This window comes from Pseudomonas sp. GW822-FHT05A08 (genome assembly GCF_058800485.1).
Window position 1 is genome coordinate 1,401,215 of sequence record NZ_CM179511.1, and the last position, 21,626, is coordinate 1,422,840.

The 21,626-nt window shown below is 62.6% G+C and carries 18 protein-coding genes; 7 read left to right on the top strand and 11 right to left on the bottom strand.

Features of this window, described 5'->3' with window-relative positions; all coding sequences use genetic code 11:
- Window positions 1–14: 14 nt before the first annotated feature.
- From AC3RCP_RS06280 to yaaA, 6 genes are all read right to left on the bottom strand, one after another.
- On the bottom strand, window positions 15–1,667 hold the full coding sequence (locus AC3RCP_RS06280; RefSeq protein WP_256593460.1) for an alginate export family protein: 1,653 nt from the start codon (window positions 1,665–1,667) through the stop codon (window positions 15–17).
- Complete coding sequence (gene algK, locus AC3RCP_RS06285) at window positions 1,664–3,196, bottom strand: alginate biosynthesis TPR repeat lipoprotein AlgK (RefSeq protein ID WP_062823611.1); 1,533 nt, start codon at window positions 3,194–3,196, stop codon at window positions 1,664–1,666. The genes AC3RCP_RS06280 and algK overlap by 4 nt, the downstream gene beginning before the upstream one ends.
- 26 nt (window positions 3,197–3,222) lie before the next feature.
- Entirely contained in the window at window positions 3,223–4,392 is a 1,170-nt protein-coding gene (locus tag AC3RCP_RS06290) for an alginate biosynthesis protein Alg44 (protein WP_101336893.1), read from the bottom strand.
- Window positions 4,393–4,427: 35 nt separating this feature from the next.
- Window positions 4,428–5,909 (bottom strand): mannuronan synthase, encoded by a 1,482-nt coding sequence (alg8, locus tag AC3RCP_RS06295; RefSeq protein ID WP_009042274.1) that lies wholly within the window; start codon window positions 5,907–5,909, stop codon window positions 4,428–4,430.
- A 205-nt stretch (window positions 5,910–6,114) separates the two neighbouring features.
- Entirely contained in the window at window positions 6,115–7,431 is a 1,317-nt protein-coding gene (locus AC3RCP_RS06300; RefSeq protein WP_087091309.1) for a nucleotide sugar dehydrogenase, read from the bottom strand.
- Window positions 7,432–8,244: 813 nt separating this feature from the next.
- Complete coding sequence (gene yaaA, locus AC3RCP_RS06305; RefSeq protein ID WP_101336894.1) at window positions 8,245–9,024, bottom strand: peroxide stress protein YaaA; 780 nt, start codon at window positions 9,022–9,024, stop codon at window positions 8,245–8,247.
- Between the two features lie 226 nt (window positions 9,025–9,250).
- On the opposite strand from yaaA, the gene AC3RCP_RS06310 reads away from it, so the two are divergent.
- The 6 genes from AC3RCP_RS06310 to AC3RCP_RS06335 all read left to right on the top strand — a co-directional run bounded on the left by AC3RCP_RS06310 (window position 9,251) and on the right by AC3RCP_RS06335 (window position 14,604).
- Complete coding sequence (locus AC3RCP_RS06310) at window positions 9,251–10,375, top strand: polysaccharide deacetylase family protein (protein ID WP_492569319.1); 1,125 nt, start codon at window positions 9,251–9,253, stop codon at window positions 10,373–10,375.
- A gap of 348 nt (window positions 10,376–10,723) precedes the next feature.
- Window positions 10,724–12,118 carry a PhoH family protein gene (locus tag AC3RCP_RS06315; protein ID WP_007929389.1) on the top strand — a complete coding sequence of 465 codons (1,395 nt, stop codon included), beginning with the start codon at window positions 10,724–10,726 and terminating at the stop codon, window positions 12,116–12,118.
- Between the two features lie 234 nt (window positions 12,119–12,352).
- A complete protein-coding gene (gene moaC / locus AC3RCP_RS06320; RefSeq protein WP_009047097.1) occupies window positions 12,353–12,826 on the top strand; it encodes a cyclic pyranopterin monophosphate synthase MoaC in 474 nt (157 codons plus the stop codon).
- Window positions 12,823–13,065: a molybdopterin converting factor subunit 1 gene (gene moaD / locus AC3RCP_RS06325; RefSeq protein WP_007932097.1), complete on the top strand. Its 243-nt coding sequence runs from the start codon at window positions 12,823–12,825 to the stop codon at window positions 13,063–13,065. The genes moaC and moaD overlap by 4 nt, the downstream gene beginning before the upstream one ends.
- Before the next feature lies 1 nt (window position 13,066).
- Window positions 13,067–13,519, top strand: coding sequence for a molybdopterin synthase catalytic subunit MoaE (gene moaE, locus AC3RCP_RS06330; protein ID WP_492569322.1), 453 nt, complete (start codon window positions 13,067–13,069; stop codon window positions 13,517–13,519).
- A 308-nt stretch (window positions 13,520–13,827) separates the two neighbouring features.
- Window positions 13,828–14,604 carry an ABC transporter substrate-binding protein gene (locus tag AC3RCP_RS06335; protein WP_101336897.1) on the top strand — a complete coding sequence of 259 codons (777 nt, stop codon included), beginning with the start codon at window positions 13,828–13,830 and terminating at the stop codon, window positions 14,602–14,604.
- Window positions 14,605–14,698: 94 nt separating this feature from the next.
- On the opposite strand, the gene AC3RCP_RS06340 is transcribed toward AC3RCP_RS06335, so the two are convergent.
- The 5 genes from AC3RCP_RS06340 to AC3RCP_RS06360 form a co-directional block, all read right to left on the bottom strand.
- Window positions 14,699–15,325 (bottom strand): helix-turn-helix transcriptional regulator, encoded by a 627-nt coding sequence (locus AC3RCP_RS06340; RefSeq protein ID WP_101336898.1) that lies wholly within the window; start codon window positions 15,323–15,325, stop codon window positions 14,699–14,701.
- A gap of 86 nt (window positions 15,326–15,411) precedes the next feature.
- Complete coding sequence (locus tag AC3RCP_RS06345) at window positions 15,412–16,539, bottom strand: NAD(P)/FAD-dependent oxidoreductase (protein ID WP_492569324.1); 1,128 nt, start codon at window positions 16,537–16,539, stop codon at window positions 15,412–15,414.
- Between the two features lie 127 nt (window positions 16,540–16,666).
- Window positions 16,667–17,620: an ornithine cyclodeaminase family protein gene (locus tag AC3RCP_RS06350; protein WP_492569326.1), complete on the bottom strand. Its 954-nt coding sequence runs from the start codon at window positions 17,618–17,620 to the stop codon at window positions 16,667–16,669.
- 216 nt (window positions 17,621–17,836) lie between these two features.
- Window positions 17,837–19,315: an ATP-dependent RNA helicase RhlB gene (gene rhlB / locus AC3RCP_RS06355; RefSeq protein ID WP_101336901.1), complete on the bottom strand. Its 1,479-nt coding sequence runs from the start codon at window positions 19,313–19,315 to the stop codon at window positions 17,837–17,839.
- A 95-nt stretch (window positions 19,316–19,410) separates the two neighbouring features.
- Window positions 19,411–20,067 (bottom strand): alpha/beta hydrolase, encoded by a 657-nt coding sequence (locus AC3RCP_RS06360; RefSeq protein ID WP_087091316.1) that lies wholly within the window; start codon window positions 20,065–20,067, stop codon window positions 19,411–19,413.
- 467 nt (window positions 20,068–20,534) lie between these two features.
- On the opposite strand from AC3RCP_RS06360, the gene AC3RCP_RS06365 reads away from it, so the two are divergent.
- The gene (locus AC3RCP_RS06365) at window positions 20,535–21,566 is read left to right on the top strand and encodes an amino acid ABC transporter substrate-binding protein (protein ID WP_007932108.1); all 1,032 of its coding nucleotides are present in this window, start codon (window positions 20,535–20,537) and stop codon (window positions 21,564–21,566) included.
- Window positions 21,567–21,626: the final 60 nt, after the last annotated feature.

Sequence of the window (21,626 nt, forward strand, 5' to 3'; positions counted from 1 at the left end):
CTTGGCGACTCGCATCAGAAACGCCAGATCACGTCGACAAAGGCGCGGTGCATGTACGAGTCGACGTTCTTGCCATAGGCATCGCCCGGCTTGAACACGCCGCCACGAAAGCGCACCAGCGCCGAAGGCTCGTCGATCGACTGGCTGAGCGCGGCCGGCAGCAGGCCTTGCTTGAAGTACTTGGTGACCACCAGGTCCACTTCCTGGCCAAGGTCTTTCTCGCCATCGCGCAGCGGCAGGGACGAGCTGGAGAGCAGGGCGCCGGTGGCGTCGTCGTAGTTGTTTTCCACGGCGTTGATACCGTTGCTGCCCACCGGCTTGTTGCCGTCCACGCGCCAGAACTTGTGGTAGATCAGGCTGGCGTCATATTCGTCGGCGAGCATCCAGGAACCGAACAGGGTGGCGGTCTGCATGTTGTTCATTTCGCCGCGGAAGGCTTCGCCGAAACGGTGCACCCGCGAGCGGGTCCCGGTGTAGTTCGAGCGGTTGCTTTCCAGGCCGTTCTGTTCGTAGTCGCCGCTGGCGCGGGCGTAGGCCGCGCCGACCTGCCATTTCGGGTCCAGGCGCAGGCGCACGCCGAGGTCGGTGGCCCAGCCATCGAGGCTCTCGCCGCTCTTGGCCTGGGCCGGGCGGGTGCCGTCGGCGTTCAGCGCGTTGACCTTGTCGCGGTCGCCGCTCATGCCGGTGATGCTCGCCCAGTAGTTGACGGTGTTGGTGTTGCGCCAGTTATAGGCGTCGCTGTTGGCTTCCAGGCCGAGCCAGGTCAGGTCGCCGTTCTGGCGCTTGTCCAGGGAGTCGGTGGCTTCGCCCGGAACCGGGTAGTCGAGCTTGCCGTCGTCGTGGCTGTGGTGCGCGCGCACGCCAGCCCAATGCCCCGGGGTCCACTGGTAGGCCACATCGCCGTAGACGTGCAGGCGATCCTTGTCTTCCGGCGCCAGCTCCTTGAGGTCGGTGCGGTACTCGCTGAAGCGCTCGGCGATGCCGACGTTGGCGCGCAGCAGGGTGGTGTCGAAGGTCCAGTTCAGGGCTTCGATGTTGGTGTCGCGCCATTGGCCGTCGTCGTTGCGCAGGCGCTGGCGACCGAACTTCAACTGCTCGCCCGGGTAGGGGGTGAGGCCGCTGTAGCCGATCCAGAACTCGCGCATCGCCAGGTAGTTCTTCTTGCTCTTGCGGTCGCTGTTGTTGCTGCTTTCGGTGCTGGCGCCGTCGGACTGCTGCAGGGTGTCGGTCTCGATGATATCGGTCGAGGTCACCGCCTGGCCCATGGCGTAGGCGCTCCAGTTGCCGCTTTCGCCGTAGACCCAGGGACGCAGGTCGAGGCCGACGCCATTGACGTCGCCGCCGCCCAGGGTGCCGAGGTCACGGTCGTCTTCGGACTGGCCGGTGATTTTCACTTCCAGGCCGAAGTTCTTGCTCTCGGTGATGGCCGCCAGCGTCGGGTTGGACCAGACCAGGGCAAAACCCAGGGCCACACCCAGCTTCGACAGGCTGAACAGTTTTCCCGTAGCCGCTGCCGCAGGCTGCGATCGGCTGCGCAGCAGCCGCAAAACCTGCGCACGCGGTGCGGCTGAAAGATCTCGGGCGCCTGGACGACGTCCGCTGCGCGGTCGATCGCAGCCTGCGGCAGCGGTTACAGGATTGGCGTGGCTGGATGGAGTGAACTTCATAGGGATTCCTCACCGTCTTCTTCCTGCAACGCGTGCAGTTCCAACGTGTTCTGGCTCAAGGCGCCACGTACGGCCTGCTCCTGTTGCAGCAGGCGTTGGGCCTCGGCGCGTTGGCCTGGCGGCAGTTGGGCTTCGAGTTGTTGCGCAAGCTCGTTGGCTTGCGGGGTGTCCTGGGTCTTGGCCAGCTGGCTGAAGACATAGGCGTTGAGCGGGTCGGGCTTGGTGCCCTTGCCCTGGGAGAACAGCTGGGCGATGGCGAAATCGGCGCTGTTCTGGCCGTTGCGCGCGGCGGTCAGCAGGTGGTCCAGGGCCTTTTGCGGATAGACCTGGCCCAGGTAGCCACGGCGGTAGATCTGGCCGAGGTAGTAATCGGCGGCGACTTCCTTGCCCTGGGCCTTCTTGAAGTGTTCTTCGGCGACCTTGGCGTCGGCCGGGACCATCTTGCCTTCGTAGTAGAGCTTGCCCAGCAGCAGTTCGGCGCGGGGCTGGTCGGCGGCGCGACCGTTGTCCAGGTACTGCATCATCTTGTCGACGTCGCCGAGTTCAGGGAAGTCGTAGAGCAGTTGCGCCAGGGTGACCCAGGAGGCCGGGTAGCCGGGAGCGATCGGCTCCAGCAGCGCCTGCGCGGTTTTCTCGTCGGTCTTGCCCAGGCTGGCGTCGCCCAGCACCCGGGCCACGCTGTCGACCCGTTGCGCGCTGATGACGCCGCGGGCGTGGCCGGCCTGCAGCTGTTTGAGCAGCTCGGCCTGTTGCTCCGGCTGGCCGCGTTTCTGGTAGACGGTGGCCAGTTCGACGTAGCAGATATCGGTGACGTTCAGCGCCGCCTTGCAGATGGTTTCCACCTCGGCCAGGTGCTGGTCGTAGGTACCCTGGGTGCGGTACAGCAGCACCTGGGCCAGGCCGGCTTCCGGGTAGCCGGCGCTGCGCCATTGGCTGATCTGCTGCTGGGCGTTGACCTTGGGGAAGCTCTGCGGATATTGCAGGTAGAGCATCGCCAGCGGGATCAGGGTGTTGCCTTCACCATTGGCGAAGGCCTTTTTCAACAGGCCTTCGGCTTCGTGGTGCTCGGCTTCGGTGGAGCCGGGCTTGGCCACCAGCAGGCGACCCAGGCGCGCCTGGGCCCGCGGCGAGGTGTCGGCCGCGGCGCGGTAGGTCGCCTCGGCTTGCTTGATCTTCGCCGGGTCGCGGGTTTCCATCTGGATATCGGCCAGGCCGACCTGGGCGTCGCTGTAACCCAGGTCCGCCAGCTGCCGGTAGTTCTGCTCCGCGAGCACAGTGTCGCCGCGCTTCAGGGCTTCGTTGGCCAGGCGCTGGTCGGGCAGGCCGGCGCAACCGGCCAGGGCCATGGCGGTCACCAGAGGCAACAGCAATGCCGAACCCTGTAGCCGCTGCCGCAGGCTGCGATCGGCCGCGTAGCGGACGGGTTCCGGACGGCGCGCTGTGTTCGCCAGACCGCATTCATCCCCTTCACGAGTGCGTTGCACTCGATCGCAGCCTGCGGCAGCGGCTACAGGGGCCGTTTTCGTCATCGGGAGTGGGGTATGAATAGTCATGGTTAGAGACCGGCAGCCATGGCTTTGTCGATCAGCCAGTTCACGGACGGGCCGCGGTCGCTGCTGACTTCCACCGGGCGGCCGGCGAAGGAGCTGCTCAGCGGGGCGTCGGGTTTGATCTGCACGCGAATGTCCGAGGACAGGTCGTTGCTGTTGAGGCTGGTGCTGCTGACGATGGTGCCGGTGCGTACGTCGTCTTCGCCGGCGATCTGGAAGCTGACCTTGGTCCCCGGACGCACGTCGGCGAACTGGCGGTAGGAGAAACGCGCTTCGACGTTGGCCTGGCTGTTACGCGGGACCAACTGGAAGATCACGTCGCCCTTGCTGGCGTACTGGCCGTCGGCAACCATTTGCTGGGCCACGGTGCAGTCGCAGGGCGAGGTCAGGGTGCCGGTCATCTGCTTGCCGAACAGCTCCTCGACCTTGGCCGGTTGCAGCTGGTCTTCGTTCAGGTGGCCCTTGAGCACGTCGAGCATGCTGGTGCTGAAGGTTGCCAGCGGGGCGCCCTTGGCGGCCACGCCGTCGGCCTGGATCAGGCTCTGCACGGTGCCGTCGCGCGGCATGGTGACGTTCATCCCCGGCGCGCTGACCAGGCCGGCCTGGGCGTGGCTGACGAAGTACATGCCGTACACCGACTTGAGGATGAAACCGAAGGCCGCCAGGCCAACGACGAAGATCCCGGCGCTGAAGGTCACCGCGCGCAGGCGGCCCAGGGCGCTCATGCCGTGGCCGGCGTCCTTGCTCTTGCGCGCCTTGGTGAAGTTGTCGCGCTGCAGGGTGGCGAGCACGTCGCCCATGGTCACGATGTCGCCGGCCAGGTGCGAGGTGATCAGCTGGCGCAGGGTCGAGATGTCCTGGGGCTCGAGGTTCTGGAACTGGCAGCCGACCCGGCCGCTCTGGCGATCCACGGAGCGCACCTGCAACTCCACGTCCATGGCCAGCCCGAGGTTGTCGATGACGAACTGCAGGCGGCCCTTGTGCACGTCGCCGACCTTGATCGGCAACTGCCCGCAGTTGAAGCTCAGGCCGCCGGCGGAGAGGTCGATGACCCGCGCCTCGACTGGGGTCCGGTCGGGGCCGAAGAAGCGCAGCTTGGCCGGGATCTTGACCCGGGCGTGTTGGCGTTGGGCTTCGGATTCATGCACTACATTGACGTTCACGGCGGTGTTCATAAGGGCGATTTCCTAGTTAATTCAGGCAAGGCGGGTCAGACCATCAGCAGCAGCGCGGCGACGAAAATGCTGCCGGCGGAGAAGGTCATGGTCCGAGACGACCAGGTGTTGAACCAACGTTGAAAGCTGGCGAGGTCACGGGACAGAGCAGTCGGTTGGCGGGTCCAGGACTGTTGGTCGAGGCGGAAGAACACGTAGATCTTCACCAGGGCCCCGACGATCTGGTTGTAATAGAGGATCAAAGGGTAGGCCGGGCCGATCCTGTGCCCCGAACAGGACAGCAGCAGGGTCAGCAGCAGGCGGGTGATACCGATCCACAGCAGGTACACCAGGATGAAGGCGGTGCCGTACTTGAAGCTGGCGATCAGGGCCACGGTCAGGCCCAGCAGGGAGGTCCACATCGACACGCGCTGGTCGAACAGCACCACGCTGGTGAACAGCCCCAGGCGCTTGAGACCCAGCCCCAGGGCCCGGGAGTTCTGCCGCAGGTTGTTGCCGTACCAGCGGAACATCAGCTTGCGGCTGGCCTTGATGAAACTCTTCTCCGGCGGGTGTTCCACGGTATTGATCGCCGCATCGGGCACGTAGAAGGTGTCGTAGCCCAGGCGCATCAGGCTGAACCAGCTGGACTTGTCGTCGCCGGTGAGGAACTTGAAGCGGCCCAGGCGCCAGTGTTGCAGCGAGTCGCTTTCCACGTCGGCGATGAAGTCCGGGTTGGTGACCACGCTGGCGCGGAACACCGACATGCGTCCGGTCATGGTCAGCACGCGCTTGGACAGGGCCATGGAGCACATGTTGATGTGGCGCTGGGCGAAGCGCAGCTTGTGCCATTCGCTCATGATGTAGCCGCCGCGCACTTCGCAGAACTCGTTGGTGGTCAGGCCGCCGACGTTGCCGAACAGCTGGAACCAGGGCACGGTCTTGCGCACCACGCCTTCGCCGAGCACGGTGTCGCCGTCGATCACCGCTACCACGGCGCGGTCGTCCGGCAGGTGGCGGGAGATGGCGCGGAAACCGAAGGCCAGGCCGTCGCGCTTGCCGGTGCCGGGGATGCGCACGAAGTCGAGTTTGACGTGGGCTGGCGGGTTCATGCGGGCCCAGAGGCTTTTCACCAGCAGCTCGTCGGACATCTCCACGATCGAGCAGACCACGGTGGTAGGGAAGCCGCAGTCGATGGCTTCACGGATCACCGAGCCATAGACCTGGGCGGTGGTCAGGGCGTCGATCCGGAAGCTGGTGACCATCAGGTACACGTGGGACGGATCGGCGGCCTTGCCCAGCTTGCGGACCTTGCGGCGCAGGTGCGGGTAGACCACGTAGAGAAACAGCATGCCGCGCACGAAATGCGTGGCACCCATCGAGTAGCGCCAGATACCCACGGCGCCAATCAGGAAGATGAAGTCCTTCGATTCGGAGTCGAATGTGGACGCGGGCAACGCCAGGGCGAGACCCATCAGTAAACTCAAGAAAAACAGCCAACCTGCGGCCTGGAGTAGGCCGTGCTTTAGCCTGTGCATAATCTGCATCCGTCTCGATCTCGGGCGAGCCTGTGGGGTGGCCCGATGGGGTTAAGGCAGGCGAAAAAAGCCGGGGTGGCGTTGGCGCCCTGGCGGACGCCATCGCCAGCAAGCTGGCTCCTACAGGTGCGATGCGATCCTTGCAGGAGCGAGCTTGCTCGCGATCAACCGCGAAGCGGTCGCCGTGCTTCCCGAATCTGCCGGCTTACCAGCAGATACCTTCGGTCCGGCCGCTCGCGCTGGTGGCCTTGGACATGAACCCGACCAGGTCGATGACCTGTTTGCCATGCGGCACTTCTTCGGCCAGGGCGCGGAACTTCTCGTCGCGGTTGCCGAGGATGATCACGTCGGAGTTGTCGATCACCGAGTCGAAGTCCGCGTTGAGCAGGGACGAGACGTGGGGGATCTTGGACTCGATGTAGTCCTTGTTGGCACCGTGGACGCGGGCGTACTCGACGTTGCTGTCGTAGATGCTCAGGTCGAAGCCCTTGCCGATCAGCATTTCCGCCAGCTCCACCAGCGGGCTTTCGCGCAGATCGTCGGTGCCGGCCTTGAAGCTCAGGCCGAGCAGGGCGACTTTGCGCTTGTCGTGGCTGGAGACGATGTCGAAGGCGTTCTGCACCTGGGACTCGTTACTGCGCATCAGCGAGTTGAGCAGCGGTGCTTCGACGTCCAGGGAACCGGCGCGGAAGGTCAGGGCGCGCACGTCCTTGGGCAGGCAGGAACCGCCGAAGGCGAAGCCCGGGCGCATGTAGTACTGGGACAGGTTGAGGGTCTTGTCCTGGCAGACCACGTCCATCACTTCACGACCGTCGACGCCGACGGCCTTGGCGATGTTGCCGATCTCGTTGGCGAAGGTGACCTTGGTGGCGTGCCACACGTTGCAGGTGTACTTGATCATCTCGGCGACAGCGATGTCCTTGCGGATGATCGGAGCGTCGAGTTCTTCGTACAGCGATTGCAGGACGTCGCCCGAAGCCTTGTCGAACTCGCCGATCACGGTCATCGGTGGGAAGTCGTAGTCCTTGATCGCGGTGCTTTCACGCAGGAACTCAGGGTTGACCGCGACGCCGAAGTCGACGCCGGCCTTCTTGCCGGAGCAGTCTTCGAGGATCGGGATCACCACGTTGGCGACAGTGCCCGGCAGTACGGTACTGCGCACCACGATGGTGTGGCGGGAGGTCTTGTCACGCAGGACAAAACCGATCTCGCGGCATACCGCTTCGATGTAGTTGAGTTCCAGGTCGCCGTTCTTCTTGCTGGGCGTGCCGACACAGATCATCGACAAGTCGGTGTCGCGAATCGCCTCGGCGAAATTGGTGGTTCCGCGCAGACGACCGGTTTGAATACCTTGCGCCAGAAGTTCACCCAGACCCGGTTCAACGATCGGCGATTTACCGGCGTTGATCATATCGATCTTGTCCTTGGCAACATCGACGCCAACGACCTCATGGCCCCGTGCAGACAGGCAACCGGCACATACTGCACCGACGTAACCCAAACCAAATATGCTGATGCGCATCGCATTTACCTCTGTGTTATTCACGCCATTAGATGGCCGGAGTTAATGTTTGCCAGCTGTAATTACGCACTCGGAAGTTCAACGAACAGGCGTTGAAATATCCAGTGCAGGCAGACTAAGTTCCGAGTGTCTAAATAAGTGCACTCAAGTTGTGCGCAACTTGGCCTTGTTGTAGGGGCTGCCCTTAAATGTTGCCGTCCTTCCTGTTGGAAGGCTGCTCCGAGGTTGGCGATAATCCTGATTTATAGGAACAGGCCCATGATAATCAGGTAGTTACACGCTCCCGGAAGCGCTTTAAGGCGGGCTATGCCATGGCCTTGTAGGGGATAGTAATGGTGCATTATCTCCTGTGTATTGACCCTGAGTTCGAGTTCCTGAGCAGTAGGTCAGGACAATATGACAACTTCGCTACTGTCGTTGGATCCCATGTAAGTCATCTCCTACAAACTCGCTGAGAATCGTTACCGGTGGTATGAGCGGTGGTTCAGGACATAGTTCCAGACCGCTGATCCTGTTTTCTGAAATTTCTTGAAATATTGCAAAAGATGGCACTGCTTTCATATTGATAGCACTTACCATTTCAGCCTTTAGTTATGGGGAGTTAAAGCGCGGGGATATTTTTATGCCACTACCGCTAAAAAATTTGTGTGCCACTACTGAAAAAAATGACCTCTGTCGAGTGAAACAAAAGTTATAAATTCAGAAGAAAATATTTTGGCGCCAATTGTTTGGCGTTTTGGTGGAAGTCAAAGAGGAAAGTGACCGCTCGTCGACGCACTCGTTTGCGCGAAACCAGTGCATCGACCGCGTGCGTTATTCCGGTGCGTGATCGCGCAGGAAAACCAGATTGTCGGGTTTCGACTGTTCGGCGCTGTAGCGGTAACCCTGGACATCGAATTGCTTGAGGGTCGCCGGGTCGTTGATGCGTTCTTCTATGACGAAGCGGCTCATCATGCCCCGGGCCTTCTTGGCGTAGAAACTGATGATCTTGTACTGGCCGTTCTTCAGGTCCTTGAACTCGGTATTGATGATCCGGGCGTTCAGGGCCGTGCGCTTGACCGCCGAGAAGTATTCGTTGGAAGCCAGGTTGAGCAGCAGGTCGTCGCCCTGTTCGGCCAGGGCTTCGTTGAGCCATTCGCTGATGCGCGTACCCCAGAAGGCGTACAGGTCCTTGCCGCGGGCGTTGGCCAGCTTGGTGCCCATTTCCAGGCGATAGGGCTGCATCAGGTCCAGCGGGCGTAGCAGGCCGTACAGGCCGGAGAGCATGCGCAGATGCTGCTGGGCGTAGTCGAAATCGGCTTCGCCCAGGGTTTCGGCATTCAGGCCGGTGTACACGTCGCCCTTGAACGCCAGCAGCGCCTGCTTGGCGTTGGCCGGAGTGAAGGCTGGGGTCCAGCTGCCGAAGCGCGCGGCGTTGAGGCCGCCGATCTTGTCGGAGACGTGCATCAGTTCGCTGATTTGCGCCGGGCTCAGTTCGCGCAATTGCAGGATCAGTTCCTGGGAGTGATCGAGGTACTGCGGCTGGGTGAAGCGTTGAGTGACGGGCGGGGTCTCGAAATCGAGGGTCTTGGCGGGTGAAATCACCATCAGCATGAAGTCGTCTCCTGTAAGCGTCGGGGGATTCTAGGGGCTTGGGCGCTTTGACTCCACCTATGAAGGCAATAGGGCATGCCGCCGGTCGTCCGTCGATCGGCGATGGCCTGCTGCAGGGAGGCGCGTGTCCGCTCTCTATAAAGGGAAGGGGAGCGGCCTAGGCAATAGGGCCGAGAGGCCGGCATCGGCTATAGTGCCGCGCGGGTTTTGTTATGGAGACATCCCTTTGCGCAGCGCGTTTTTTCTTTCGATCTGGCTGTTGAGTTTCGGCGCCCTGGCGGCGCCGAACGAGGTGGCGACCCTGGATCGCAGCACCTGGCCGGAACAACTCGGCAACCCGACCCTGTTCGACGTGGCGTCGCGGGCGGAGATCCTCACCTTCGCCCGCGCCCTGCTGGACAGCGAGGCCTGGGATGAAGCTTCGTTGAAGCAGCGCCTGGGCCTGCGGATTATCAACATGGCGTCGATCGATGCCGTCCGCCAGCGGCTCTGGCGGCAATTGCTGACCAACTACAACTTCGCCCAGCAGAGCTGCGACCAGGACGCTTCCTTCTGTTTCCTGGTGGAAGACATGGACACCCTGCGCGAGCAGGCCGGCAAGTTCCAGTTGGGCGACGACTCCTATTACGCCCGCTGGGCCGAACCGAGCCGGGCCTTCCATGAACAGTATCTGGACGAGCTGCTGCGCAAGGCTGCGCTGTTTCCCCAGAGCGCCAGCGAGATCGAGCGTTTTGGCGACTACGAGCGCAATGGCGACGAGCTCAATGACCGGCTGTTTTTGCTGACCTTCGACAGCGCCGCCAATCTCGCCCCGGACAACACCCCGTGGCTGACCGAGTACCTGCGCAAGTCGAACATGAACGGCACCTTCTTCGTGCTTGGCAGCGAGTTGCAGAGCCGCCTGGAGCAGCGTTCGGTGGCCAGCCTGCAGGCCCTGTATTCGCAGCAGTGCGTGGGTGTGCTGGGCTGGGAGTATCGTTCCCACAGCCATTGGCAGGACTGGCAGGACTCGATCGAGCGCAGCGTCGAACTGGCCAAGGGCAAGCTGCCGGAAAACTACGTGCCGCTGTTTCGCCCGCCCTACGGCCAGCGCCGGGCGGATGCGCAGGCCTTCTTTAATGCACAGGGCTTGCAGGTGGCGCTGTGGGACATCGATCCGCAGGACGGCGCCGGCAAGCTCAAGGGCGAACAGAGCGGCCAGCGGGTGTTGACCCTGATGCTGTTGTGGCGACACGGGGTGATCAATTTCAACGCCCGGCAGGACGCGGTGAAGACGGCATTGCCCTGGTTGCTGACGCAGACGGCGCAGAGCGGAATCGGTTGGGAGGATTGTCAGGACGCGTTTCGCTAGAAACGACGAAAGGTCCGTATTTACGGGGGGAGAGGAGGTTTTTGCCGATTTTGGCCAGGATTTCGAGGCAGGCGGACTTCCGACTTTAACGGTGCCGGGGCAGCGCGCCAAGGGCTATTCGTCACTCTGCAAAATAAACTTAAAAAAAGCGTCAAAGTGCTTTTTCCTGTCACAGGTTTTGGAGTATTACGAAGTCAGACCGCCGAAACCTGCAACACAGGTGGCGTCTCCCAAGACTCCTTTTGTGTGCACTTCACTCGAACCCCTGCGGGTGAATTCGACGGTCAATTCGAGGCGCAGCACCGCCATGGTATTGCGTCGACTGGCCCCCACATAAGGTGACCGAGTATGGATGACCACGGACGTAGCCCTTCCTCCAACCAGCCAATCCTTTATGTACTCGATACCAATGTATTGATTCACGATCCAAACGCCCTGCTGAACTTCGAAGAACACCATGTGGCGATCCCGATGATCGTCCTGGAGGAACTCGACAAGCTCAAGAGCGGCCATCACAGCGTTGCAGCGGAATGCCGCCAGGCCATTCGCCTGATCGACAAGACCCTGGGTGAGGCCTCGCCTGAAGACGTCGAGCTGGGTGTGCCTATCCAGCGTGGCAAGAGCGGCCCCAAAGGCCTGCTGTCGATCCTCATGAGCAAGCGCTCCGAGCCCAACAGCCTGCTGCCGGAAAACCTCAACGACAACATCATCATCAACCAGTTGATCGACCTGCACGCGCGCGACAAGGAGCTGCGCGTGGTGCTGGTGACCAAAGACATCAACATGCGCCTCAAGGCGCGCGCCTGCGGGATCGCCGCCGAGGACTACAGCACCGACCAGCTGGTCGACGACGTGGCTTTGCTGCCCAACGGCTTCCACAACATGACCGGTTCCTTCTGGGACCGTGTGAGCAAGGTGGAAACCCGCCAGGATCACGGCCGCACCTGGCACCAGGTGCAACTCACCGACAACCTGCCGGCGGTGCACATCAACGAGTTCATCATCGACGAACAGGGTTTCGTCGGCTGGATCAAGGAGATTCGCGCCGACGTGCTGCTGATTCTCGACCTGCATCAGGAACCCCTGTTGCACCAGGAAGCCTGGGGCCTGAAACCGCGCGACATCTATCAAGGCCTGGCGCTGTTCGCCCTGCTCGATCCGGACATCCATCTGGTCAACCTGTCCGGGGCTGCCGGTTCAGGCAAGACCATCCTGGCCCTGGCCGCGGCCATCGAGCAGACCATGGTCAGCAAGCGTTATCGGCGCATCATCGCCACCCGCAGCGTGCAGGGGCTGGACCAGGAGATCGGCTTCCTGCCGGGCACCGAAGCGGAAAAGATGGAGCCCTGGCTCGGCGCCATCACCGACAACCTCGAAGCCCTGCACATGGATGACGAAAGCACCCATGGCAGCGTCGACTACATCCTTAGCAAGGTGCCGCTGCAGTTCAAATCCCTCAACTACATTCGTGGCCGCAGCTTCCAGCAGAGCCTGATCCTGATCGACGAATGCCAGAACCTCACCCCGCACCAGATGAAAACCATCATCACCCGTGCCGGCGCCGGTTCCAAAGTGGTGTGCCTGGGCAACCTGGCGCAGATCGATACCCCTTACCTGTCCGCGACCAGCTCCGGGCTGACCTACCTCACTGAACGCTTCAAGGACTTCCCCAACGGGGTGCACATCACCCTGCAAGGGGTGCCACGCTCGATTCTGGCCGAATACGCCGAATCCCATCTGTAACCCTCACCAGACGGGCGGCCGCGAGGCCGCCCGTTTTTTTGTGCCCGAAGCAAACCTATCTTCCGTGGGAGCGAGGCTTGCCCGCGATCCAGGCAACGCGGTGCAGCAGGTCAGGCGCGGTGATGCCTTCGCGGGCAAGCCTCGCTCCTACAGGGGCGGAGTGCGTGGATAATCAAACGTGCGGAAATTTGACCCTCGGGTTTACAATCGCCTTTCCTGATCAGGAGTAAGGCTGTGCTGACTCATCTCGATTCCCAAGGTCGCGCCAATATGGTCGACGTCACCGACAAAGCCGTGACGTCCCGCGAAGCCACGGCCGAAGCCCGGGTGCGCATGCTCCCGCAAACCCTGCAAATGATCGTCAGCGGCGGTCACCCCAAGGGTGATGTGTTCGCCGTGGCGCGCATCGCCGGCATCCAGGCGGCGAAAAAGACCAGCGATCTGATCCCCCTGTGCCATCCGCTGATGCTTACCAGCGTCAAGGTCGAGCTCAGCGCCGAAGGCGAGGACAGCGTGCGCATCGTTGCTCGCTGCAAGCTGGCCGGGCAGACCGGGGTGGAAATGGAAGCCCTGACCGCCGCCAGCGTCGCCGCGCTGACCATCTATGACATGTGCAAGGCCGTGGACCGCGGCATGACCATCGAAGGCGTGCGCTTGCTGGAGAAGCTGGGCGGCAAGAGCGGTCATTACCAGGCGGATGAACAATGAACCTGACTGTGAAGTTTTTCGCCCGCTATCGCGAGGCGCTGGGTGTGGATTCGCTGCGGGTCGCCGGCGATTTCGCCACGGTCGACGATGTGCGCGCCCTGCTGGCCCAACGCGAGGGCGCCGAGGTGCTCAGCGAGCAGAACCTGATGTGCGCCCGCAACGAAGACCTGTGCCAGCTCGACGAGCCAGTGAGCGACGGCGACGAAGTGGCGTTTTTTCCTACCGTGACCGGGGGCTGACATGGCGATTCGTGTGCAATCGGGCGCCTTCGATCCGGGGGCGGAAGTCAACGCCATGCATGCGGCGAATGTCGGCGTCGGCGCGGTGGTGAGCTTTGTCGGCTACGTGCGTGATTTCAACGATGGCCTGGATGTGGCCGGGATGTTTCTCGAGCATTACCCGGGCATGACCGAAAAGGCCCTCGGCAAGATCGCCGCCGAGGCCGAACAGCGCTGGCCGTTGCTCAAGCTGGAAGTGCTGCATCGCATCGGCGCGCTGGAGCCGGGCGAGCCGATCGTCTTCGTCGGCGCCGCCAGCGCCCACCGCCAGGCGGCGTTTGACGCCTGTGCCTTTGTCATGGACTACCTGAAAACCCGCGCACCGTTCTGGAAAAAGGAAACCACCGCTGATGGCCCACGCTGGGTGGAAGGTCGCGACAGCGATCATGCGGCGGCGGATCGTTGGAAATTATGACGGCCTGATCCCTCTGTATTGACCGCAAGTCCGTTATCGCGGGCAAGCCTCGCTCCTACAGAAGCACCTGGCCATGTAGGAGCGGCCGGTCGGCGCTCGATTGCCCGCTATTGGCCTTCAGCTGCACCCTCCATTTTCCTGCTTTTCCCATTTCTGTCTCTCGACCAAAGGCCAGTTGAACCGCGTCCGCTGCGTTGACGAGATATACGTAAAAGTCCAGTATGGATTTACAAGTACAAACAAGGCTCCACTGTTTCACTCCTTTCTTCTGTCTTGCCAAACCAACAACAACCCGCGAGAGAACGAATATGAAGAAACTCCCCCTCATCAGTGGCCTGGCCCTGAGCCTGTTGGCGTGCAGCAGCCTGTTCGCCGCCGAGAAAACCCTGCGCATCGGCATCGAGGCGGCTTATCCGCCGTTCGCCTCGAAAACCGACAAGGGCGAGATCGTCGGTTTCGACTACGACATCGGCAATGCCCTGTGCGCGCAGATGCAGGTCAAGTGCCTATGGGTCGAGGGTGAATTCGACGGCCTGATTCCCTCCTTGAAAGTGAAAAAAATCGACATGGCGCTGTCGTCGATGACCATCAACGAAGACCGTAAGAAGTCGGTCGACTTCACCCACAAGTACTACTTCACTTCCTCGCGGCTGGTGATGAAGGAAGGCGCCACGGTCGATGACCAATACGCCAGCCTCAAGGGCAAGAACGTCGGAGTGCAACGGGCGACCACCACTGACCGCTACGCCACCGAGGTGTTCGAGCCCAAGGGCATCAACGTCAAGCGCTACAGCAACAACGAAGAGATCTACATGGACCTGGCGGCCGGGCGCCTCGATGCTATTTTCGCGGACACCATTCCGCTGAATGACTTCCTGTCGATGCCGCGCGGCAAGGGCTATGCGTTTGTCGGGCCGGAGCTGAAGGACCCGAAATACGTGGGCGAGGGCGCGGGGATCGCGGTGCGCAAGGGCAATGCCGAGCTGGTCGGCCAGTTGAATAGTGCCATCGATGGCATTCGCGCCAGTGGCGAATATCAGAAGATTTCCGAGAAGTACTTCAAGTCCGACATCTACGGCGACTGATGTCGTGTGGCGTTCGTGAGGACGCCATCGCGGGCAAGCCTCGCTCCTGCGGTTTTGTAGGAGCGAGGCTTGCCCGCGATGCTTTTAGAGGCTGTCAGCCCTTCAATTCCTTCAGGTGCTTGTACACCGTCGCCCGCCCCATGTTCAGCACGTTGGCCACATAGTTGGCGGCGCTTTTGCCCTTGAACGCGCCTTCGGCGTGCAGCGCCAGCACCAGTTCGCGCTTGTGTTCGCGGGTCAGCAGGTTCAGGCCCAGCTGCCGTTCGCGCAGCCAGTTGTGCAGGAAGGTGTTGATGCGCTCCTGCCAGTCGTCGCGAAACAGCGAGTCCGGTTGCGGGATCAGTTTGCTCGGCGAGAGGAACAGGTCCAGCGCCGCCTTGGCATTCTCGAACAGCGAAATATTCAGGTTGATGCACAGCACCGCCAGCGGCTGGCCGCTGCCGTCGCGCAGCACGCTGCTGAGGCTGCGGATCTTCTGGCCGTCCCAGTTGAGCTTTTCGTAGGGGCCGATATTCCGCTCATTGGCATCCTCGCCGAGCATGTCTTCGAGGGCGGAGTCGTCGCCCACTTCGCGCTTGGAGATGTTGTTGGCGATGTAGTCGATCTTCTGCGTGCGCAGATCGTGGATGACCACCTCGGCATGGGGGAAGAACAGCGTGGCGATGGCATCGGCGATCGCCCGGAAGTTATCCAGGGCAGGGTCCTGCGCGGGTGAGGTCATGGGTGGTTCTCCAGGCGGTGTCAGCGCCCTGCGAGGCAGGGCGCTGCGAGTGTGCCGCAATCGTTGGGGCGCGTCACTGAGCGGGGTCAGCCGAGGCGGGCGGGGGAGAGCATGGCGGCGTCCAGGCCAAAGCGCGCCAGTTGCTCCGGCAAGGCTTCGCCACGTACCAGGGCGGCGCTGGCCTGGCCCATGGCCGGTGAGGTCTGGATGCCGTAGCCGCCTTGCGCGGCGACCCAGAACAGGCCCGGTACCTGGGTGTCGAAGCCGGCCAGCAAGTCGCCGTCGCTGACGAAGCTGCGCAGGCCGGCCCAGGTGCGGGTCGGGCGGCGAATGGTCAGGGTGGTGGCCTCTTCGATCTGGTAGATGCCCATGGCGATGTCCAGCTCTTCCGGCTGTACGTCGTGGGGCTCCACCGGGTCGGCGTTGGCCGGCGAGCCGAGGAACATGCCGGCGTCGGGCTTCATGTAGAAGGATTCGTCGAGGCTCACCAGCATCGGCCAGTGGTGGATATCGACGCCTTCGGGGCCGGCGAAGATAAAGGCTGCGCGGCGTTTCGGCTGCAGGCCCAGGGGCCGGGCGCCGGCCATGGTGCCGACCTGGTCGGCCCAGGCGCCGGCGGCGTTGATCAGGATGGGCGCGCTGAAGGTCTGGCCGGCAGTCTGTACCTGCCATTGGCCTTGTTCGTCGCGGCTCAGCCCCAGCACTTCACAGTCGGTACGCACCTCACCCTGGTTGCGCCGGATACCGCGCAGGTAACCCTGGTGCAGGGCGTCGGTGTCGATGTCGCTGGCGCTTGGGTCGTAGAGGGCGCCGTGGACCTTCTCGCGACGCAGGATCGGCAGGCGCGCGCAGGCTTCGTCGGCGCTCAGCAGCTGCATTTCCGGCACCGTGGCCTTGGCGCTCAGGTACTGGTTGTTCAGCTCGCTGGGGTCGCCGGTGAAGTCCACGGTCATTTCGCCGCGCGGGGTCAGCAGCGGGTGCTCGCAGAACCCTTGCGGCGGGGCATCGAAAAAGTCCCGGCTGGCCAGGGTCAGGGCGCGTACCTGGGGTGTACCATAGGCGGCGGTATAGAGCGCCGCGGAGCGCCCGGTGGAGTGGTAGGCCGGATGCGATTCGCGTTCCAGCACCAGCACCCGGCCATGGCGCGACAGCCAGTAGCCGGTGGAGGCACCGGCAATGCCGCCGCCGATGATGATGAAGTCTGCCTGGGTCATTCGAGCCTCCAAAAAAGGGGATAACGCGCGTCTGTAGGAGCGAGGCTTGCCCGCGATCGATCCTGAGCCTGTCACCGTGGTTCGCTCGGGGCCGTCGATCGCGAGCCAGCTGGTGTTCCATTGGTATTTAGTGAGTGCACTGCAAGCGGTACAGCGCATTGGCCAGGGCGATGTCTTCCAGGCCCAGGCCGATGGAGCGGAAGAACACGTGGCGCCCCGGCTCCGGTCGTTGCGCCAGGTCGCTGAGCAGTTCGGGCAGGTCGCCGAGAATCGCCGCCTTGTCCCAGCCATGCCGTTCGCCGGCGATCAGCATCTCGCCGGCCGAGCCGGGGGTGGTCTGACGATAGTCGCAATACACCTGCATGTCCTTCAGTGCGGCGGGCGGCACTTCGTGGGCCCGTGGCGCGTTGGTGCTGATGGAGGTGATCAGTGCCGGTTTGCGCAAGGTGCGCGGGTCGATCACCGGGCCGGCGGAGGAGGTGCAGAGCATGATGACGTCGGCGTCCTGCAGGGCATCATCGAGCTGGCTGGCGACCTGCAGGCGCGGGTCGAGGGCCTTCAGGTGCGCGATGTTCTCGGCGGATTTGCCGGCCAGGCCAGGGGAGTACAGGCGGATGGATTGCCACTCGCGCAGGGCTTTCACGTAATGCAGATGGGCCTGGGCCACCGGGCCGCTGCCAATGATCGCCAGGTGCCTGGCGTCGGCCGGCGCCAGGGCGTCGACGGCCACGGCGGTGGTGGCCGCGGTGCGCGCGGTGGTCAGTTCGCCAGCGTCACAGAGCAGCAGCGGCTGGCCGCTGTCCATGGACATCAGCAGGGTCCAGGCGGTGACCAGCGGACCTTCGGCGCGGACGATATAGGGCGAGGTCTTGACCCCATAGACCCGCTCTTCGGCCAGCACGCCCAGGTAGTTGATAAAGTCCCCGGCGCCCTGGGGAAACTCCACCAGCTGTTGCGCCGGCTGCACGGCAAGCCCGGCGGCCAGGTCGTGGAACAGCTTGCGCAGGATCTGCGGCACGTCGACCTGCGCCAGCAACTGGCGGGCTTGAGGCTGGGTAATCACGCAAGGCGTGCTGGACATGCGGGTGCTCCCAAGAAATAAACTAATTTGTCCATTATGGACTTTTAGTTTTGTCGGGCAATATCCAGGCGAAAAAAAACGCAGCCTGTGGTCGGGCTGCGTTTTTTTGCGGGCAGGCTTGTATCTGTAGGAGCGAGGCTTGCCCGCGAGGCGTCATTGCTGACACTGCGCGTTATCGTTCATCGCGAGCAAGCTTCGCTCCTACAACGATGCTGCTCAGGCTTTCGGGCGTTTGCGCTCCACGGGGCGCAGCAGCTCGGTCGGCGGCATTTCGCAGCTGATCTTGCGACCCAGCAGCGCCTCGATCGACGGCAACTGATAGGAGTCGTCCTCGCCGGCGAAGCTGATGGACACGCCGTCGGCGCCCGCCCGGCCAGTGCGGCCGATACGGTGCACGTAGTCATCCGGCACTTCCGGCAGGGTGAAGTTGATCACGTGGCTGATGCCGTCGATGTGGATGCCACGCCCGGCGACATCGGTGGCCACCAGCACGCGGATCTTGCCTTCGCGGAAGCCTTCCAGGGTCTTGATGCGCTTGTGCTGCGGCACGTCGCCGGACAACTGGGCGGCGTTCACGCCGTCGCGTACCAGGCGTTCCTCGATGCGCCGCACTTCATCCTTGCGGTTGGCGAAGACCATGACCCGTTCCCAGCCGTTGTCGTTGACCAGGTTGTACAGCAGCTTGTACTTGTCGGCGCCGGCCACCGCGTAGATATGCTGTTCGACGTTGGCGTTGGCCACGTTCTCGGCTTCGATCTCGACGATCGCCGGGTCGGTGGTCCATTGCTTGGCCAGGTTCATCACGTCGTCGGTGAAGGTGGCGGAGAACAGCAGGGTCTGGCGTTCGCTTTTCGGCGGGGTCTGGCGAATGATCTGGCGTACCTGGGGGATGAAGCCCATGTCGAGCATGCGGTCGGCTTCGTCCAGCACCATCACTTCGACCATGTCCAGGTGCACGTCGCCGCGCTGGTTGAAGTCCAGCAGGCGGCCCGGGGTGGCCACCAGAATGTCGCAATGCCGGGCTTCGAGGTGCTTGAGCTGTTTGTCGAAGTCCATGCCGCCGACAAAGGTCATCACGTTGAGACCGGTATATTTGGTCAGGCTGGCCGCATCCTTGGCGATCTGTACCACCAGTTCGCGGGTCGGCGCGATGATCAGCGCCCGCGGCTCGCCCATGTAGCGCTCTTTCGGCGGTGGGGTCTGCAGCAGCTGGGTGATGATCGAGATCAGGAACGCGGCGGTCTTGCCGGTACCGGTCTGGGCGCGGCCGATGGCGTCTTTGCCGGCCAGGGTGAACCCCAGTACCTGCGCCTGGATCGGCGTGCAGTAGGGGAAACCCAGGTCGTGGATCGCGTGCATCAGTTCCGGCGCGAGTTTGAAGTCGTGGAAGCGGGTCTTGCCTTCCTGCGGTTCGACGACGAAGTCTTCCAGGTTCCAGGTGCTCACCGGTGGTTTCGGCGCGCGTGGGCGGCGCGGCTGTTCGGCCTTGGGTTTGTCGCTGCGCGGCGCGGTCTGGGCCGTCGGGGCGGCTGGGGCCACCGGCTCTTGCCTGGCCACGGAGGCGGGCGCGGTCCGTTCCGGCTGATGGCCGTCGGTACGGCTGCTGGGGCTGGAGGAAGATGGGCTGGAGCCTGGCGCGAGCTGCTCAGCCTCGCTTTTACCGAAGATTTTCTTGAGTGCTTTGAGCACGGTCATCTCATCAATTGGTTAAGGAATGTACGCCGGGCAGTGTAATGCAAGAATCGGGCGCGGCGTAGTGGATTGCTCAACGGGCTACCTAACTTATCGATTCAGCGCAAACGCTCGCCGAGCCAGGCGCCGATATCGCGAATTTCTTCGGGTAACACTTCGTGGCCCATTGGGTATTCCTGCCATGTCACGGTGACACCATGGTGTTTCAGGTACTCGTAGGCGGTGCGGCCCATGGCGTTCTGCACCACTTCGTCGTACTGGCCGTGCAGGCACAGGGTCGGAATCCGCTGCTGGCTGGCCGACAGTTCCAGTTCATCGCTGAAGGTCGGGGCATAGGTGGAGAGGGCAAGCACGCCACCCAGCGGGCCCTGCCATTTAAGGAAGGCGGTGTGCAGGACGACCGCGCCACCCTGGGAAAAACCGGCGAGGAAAATCCGCGAAGGGTCTATTCCGCTGGCGCGCTGTTCTTCGATCAGGTCGCTCAGGCGTTTGGCCGACTCGTCCAGCTGTTCGCGGTTGATCGCGCGCGCCGGGCTCATGGCCAGAATGTCGTACCAGCTGGGCATGGCATAACCGCCATTGATGGTCACGGCGCGGGTCGGTGCCTGGGGCAGGACGAAGCGGGTGGTCAACAGGCTTTCCTGCAGCGCTTCGGCCACCGGCAGGAAGTCGTAGCGGTCGGCGCCCAGGCCATGGAGCCAGATCACACAGGCGTCGACGGGCTTGCTGGGCTGAAGAATCAAGGGCTCGGTCATGGTTGCTCCAAATATGTGCGCACGCGCCCAAGCGGGGCGTGATCGAGGTGCGCGGTCGGTTGATCAGTGAAGAAGATGTCGCAAGGCTGCAAGTTTTGCTCTTGACCCCGGGCTGAACCGCTTTAGCCGGCACTCTGGTACGGGCTTTGCTATAGCCGTTGCGTGAAGTGATTACGTTCACCCTGCCGGTAACACTATCAGGCTACTGGCGGGTGTGGGATAGCAAAGATCCGATGATGGACGTTCGCCAGTGGCCGCTACGGGCTTCGCGAACATGCAAGGGCTACAGCCCGTTCGGTCGCTTGGTGAGTATGGGTTTTCTCTTAAATGGATTTTCTCCTACTAGACTCATAGCTAAAGTCCTACGCCGCTTGACCCTATAAAAAGCCAACACGGGTCAACAGTGCCTCATAAGGGTGCGGCAGGACTCAAGCTCCGACACAACAAGAGCAAAACTGGAGGTTTGAATGAAGATGTTGAAATCCACCCTGGCTGTGGTCACGGCCGCCGCGGTACTGGGTATGAGCGGCTTCGCGCAGGCGGGTGCGACCCTGGATGCGGTGCAGAAGAAAGGCTTTGTGCAGTGCGGTGTGAGCGACGGTCTGCCGGGCTTCTCGGTACCGGACGCCACCGGCAAGATCCTCGGCATCGACGCCGATATCTGCCGCGCCGTGGCCGCCGCGGTATTCGGCGACGCGACCAAAGTGAAATTCAGCCAGTTGAACGCCAAGGAGCGTTTCACCGCGCTGCAATCGGGCGAAATCGACATCCTGTCGCGCAACACCACCATGACCAGTTCCCGCGACGCGGGCATGGGCCTGAAATTCCCGGGCTTCATCACCTACTACGACGGCATCGGTTTCCTGGTGAACAACAAGCTGGGCGTCAAGAGCGCCAAGGAACTGGACGGCGCGACCATCTGCATCCAGGCCGGCACCACCACCGAGCTGAACGTGTCCGACTACTTCCGCGGCAACGGCCTGAAATACACCCCGATCACCTTCGACACCTCCGATGAAAGCGCCAAGTCGCTGGAGTCCGGGCGTTGCGACGTGCTGACCTCCGACAAGTCCCAGCTGTTCGCCCAGCGCAGCAAGCTGGCTTCGCCGAAGGACTATGTGGTTCTGCCGGAAACCATTTCCAAGGAACCGCTGGGCCCGGTCGTGCGTAACGGCGACGACGAGTGGCTGGCCATCATCCGCTGGACGGGCTACGCCATGCTCAACGCCGAAGAGGCCGGCATCACGTCGAAGAACGTCGAAGCCGAAGCCAAGTCCACCAAGAACCCTGACGTTGCGCGTCTGCTGGGTGCCGACGGCGAATACGGCAAGGACCTGAAGCTGCGCAAGGACTGGGTGGTACAGATCGTCAAGCAAGTCGGCAACTACGGCGAAGTGTTCGAGAAGAACCTCGGCAAGAGCACTCCGCTGGAGATCGATCGCGGCCTGAACGCGCTATGGAACAACGGCGGCATTCAATACGCACCACCAGTGCGCTGATGGTTCTATCGCCCGGCGGGCCAACCGCCGGGTGATGTTCTTGTTCCATTATTTCCGGGG

Coding starts and splice junctions, on each gene's coding strand:
- AC3RCP_RS06280 (WP_256593460.1), bottom strand. CDS start 1,667: ATGAAGTTCACTCCATCCAGCCACGCCAATCCTGTAACCGCTGCCGCA.
- algK (WP_062823611.1), bottom strand. CDS start 3,196: ATGACGAAAACGGCCCCTGTAGCCGCTGCCGCAGGCTGCGATCGAGTG.
- AC3RCP_RS06290 (WP_101336893.1), bottom strand. CDS start 4,392: ATGAACACCGCCGTGAACGTCAATGTAGTGCATGAATCCGAAGCCCAA.
- alg8 (WP_009042274.1), bottom strand. CDS start 5,909: ATGCACAGGCTAAAGCACGGCCTACTCCAGGCCGCAGGTTGGCTGTTT.
- AC3RCP_RS06300 (WP_087091309.1), bottom strand. CDS start 7,431: ATGCGCATCAGCATATTTGGTTTGGGTTACGTCGGTGCAGTATGTGCC.
- yaaA (WP_101336894.1), bottom strand. CDS start 9,024: ATGCTGATGGTGATTTCACCCGCCAAGACCCTCGATTTCGAGACCCCG.
- AC3RCP_RS06315 (WP_007929389.1), top strand. CDS start 10,724: ATGGATGACCACGGACGTAGCCCTTCCTCCAACCAGCCAATCCTTTAT.
- moaD (WP_007932097.1), top strand. CDS start 12,823: ATGAACCTGACTGTGAAGTTTTTCGCCCGCTATCGCGAGGCGCTGGGT.
- moaE (WP_492569322.1), top strand. CDS start 13,067: ATGGCGATTCGTGTGCAATCGGGCGCCTTCGATCCGGGGGCGGAAGTC.
- AC3RCP_RS06335 (WP_101336897.1), top strand. CDS start 13,828: ATGAAGAAACTCCCCCTCATCAGTGGCCTGGCCCTGAGCCTGTTGGCG.
- AC3RCP_RS06340 (WP_101336898.1), bottom strand. CDS start 15,325: ATGACCTCACCCGCGCAGGACCCTGCCCTGGATAACTTCCGGGCGATC.
- AC3RCP_RS06345 (WP_492569324.1), bottom strand. CDS start 16,539: ATGACCCAGGCAGACTTCATCATCATCGGCGGCGGCATTGCCGGTGCC.
- AC3RCP_RS06350 (WP_492569326.1), bottom strand. CDS start 17,620: ATGTCCAGCACGCCTTGCGTGATTACCCAGCCTCAAGCCCGCCAGTTG.
- rhlB (WP_101336901.1), bottom strand. CDS start 19,315: ATGACCGTGCTCAAAGCACTCAAGAAAATCTTCGGTAAAAGCGAGGCT.
- AC3RCP_RS06360 (WP_087091316.1), bottom strand. CDS start 20,067: ATGACCGAGCCCTTGATTCTTCAGCCCAGCAAGCCCGTCGACGCCTGT.
- AC3RCP_RS06365 (WP_007932108.1), top strand. CDS start 20,535: ATGAAGATGTTGAAATCCACCCTGGCTGTGGTCACGGCCGCCGCGGTA.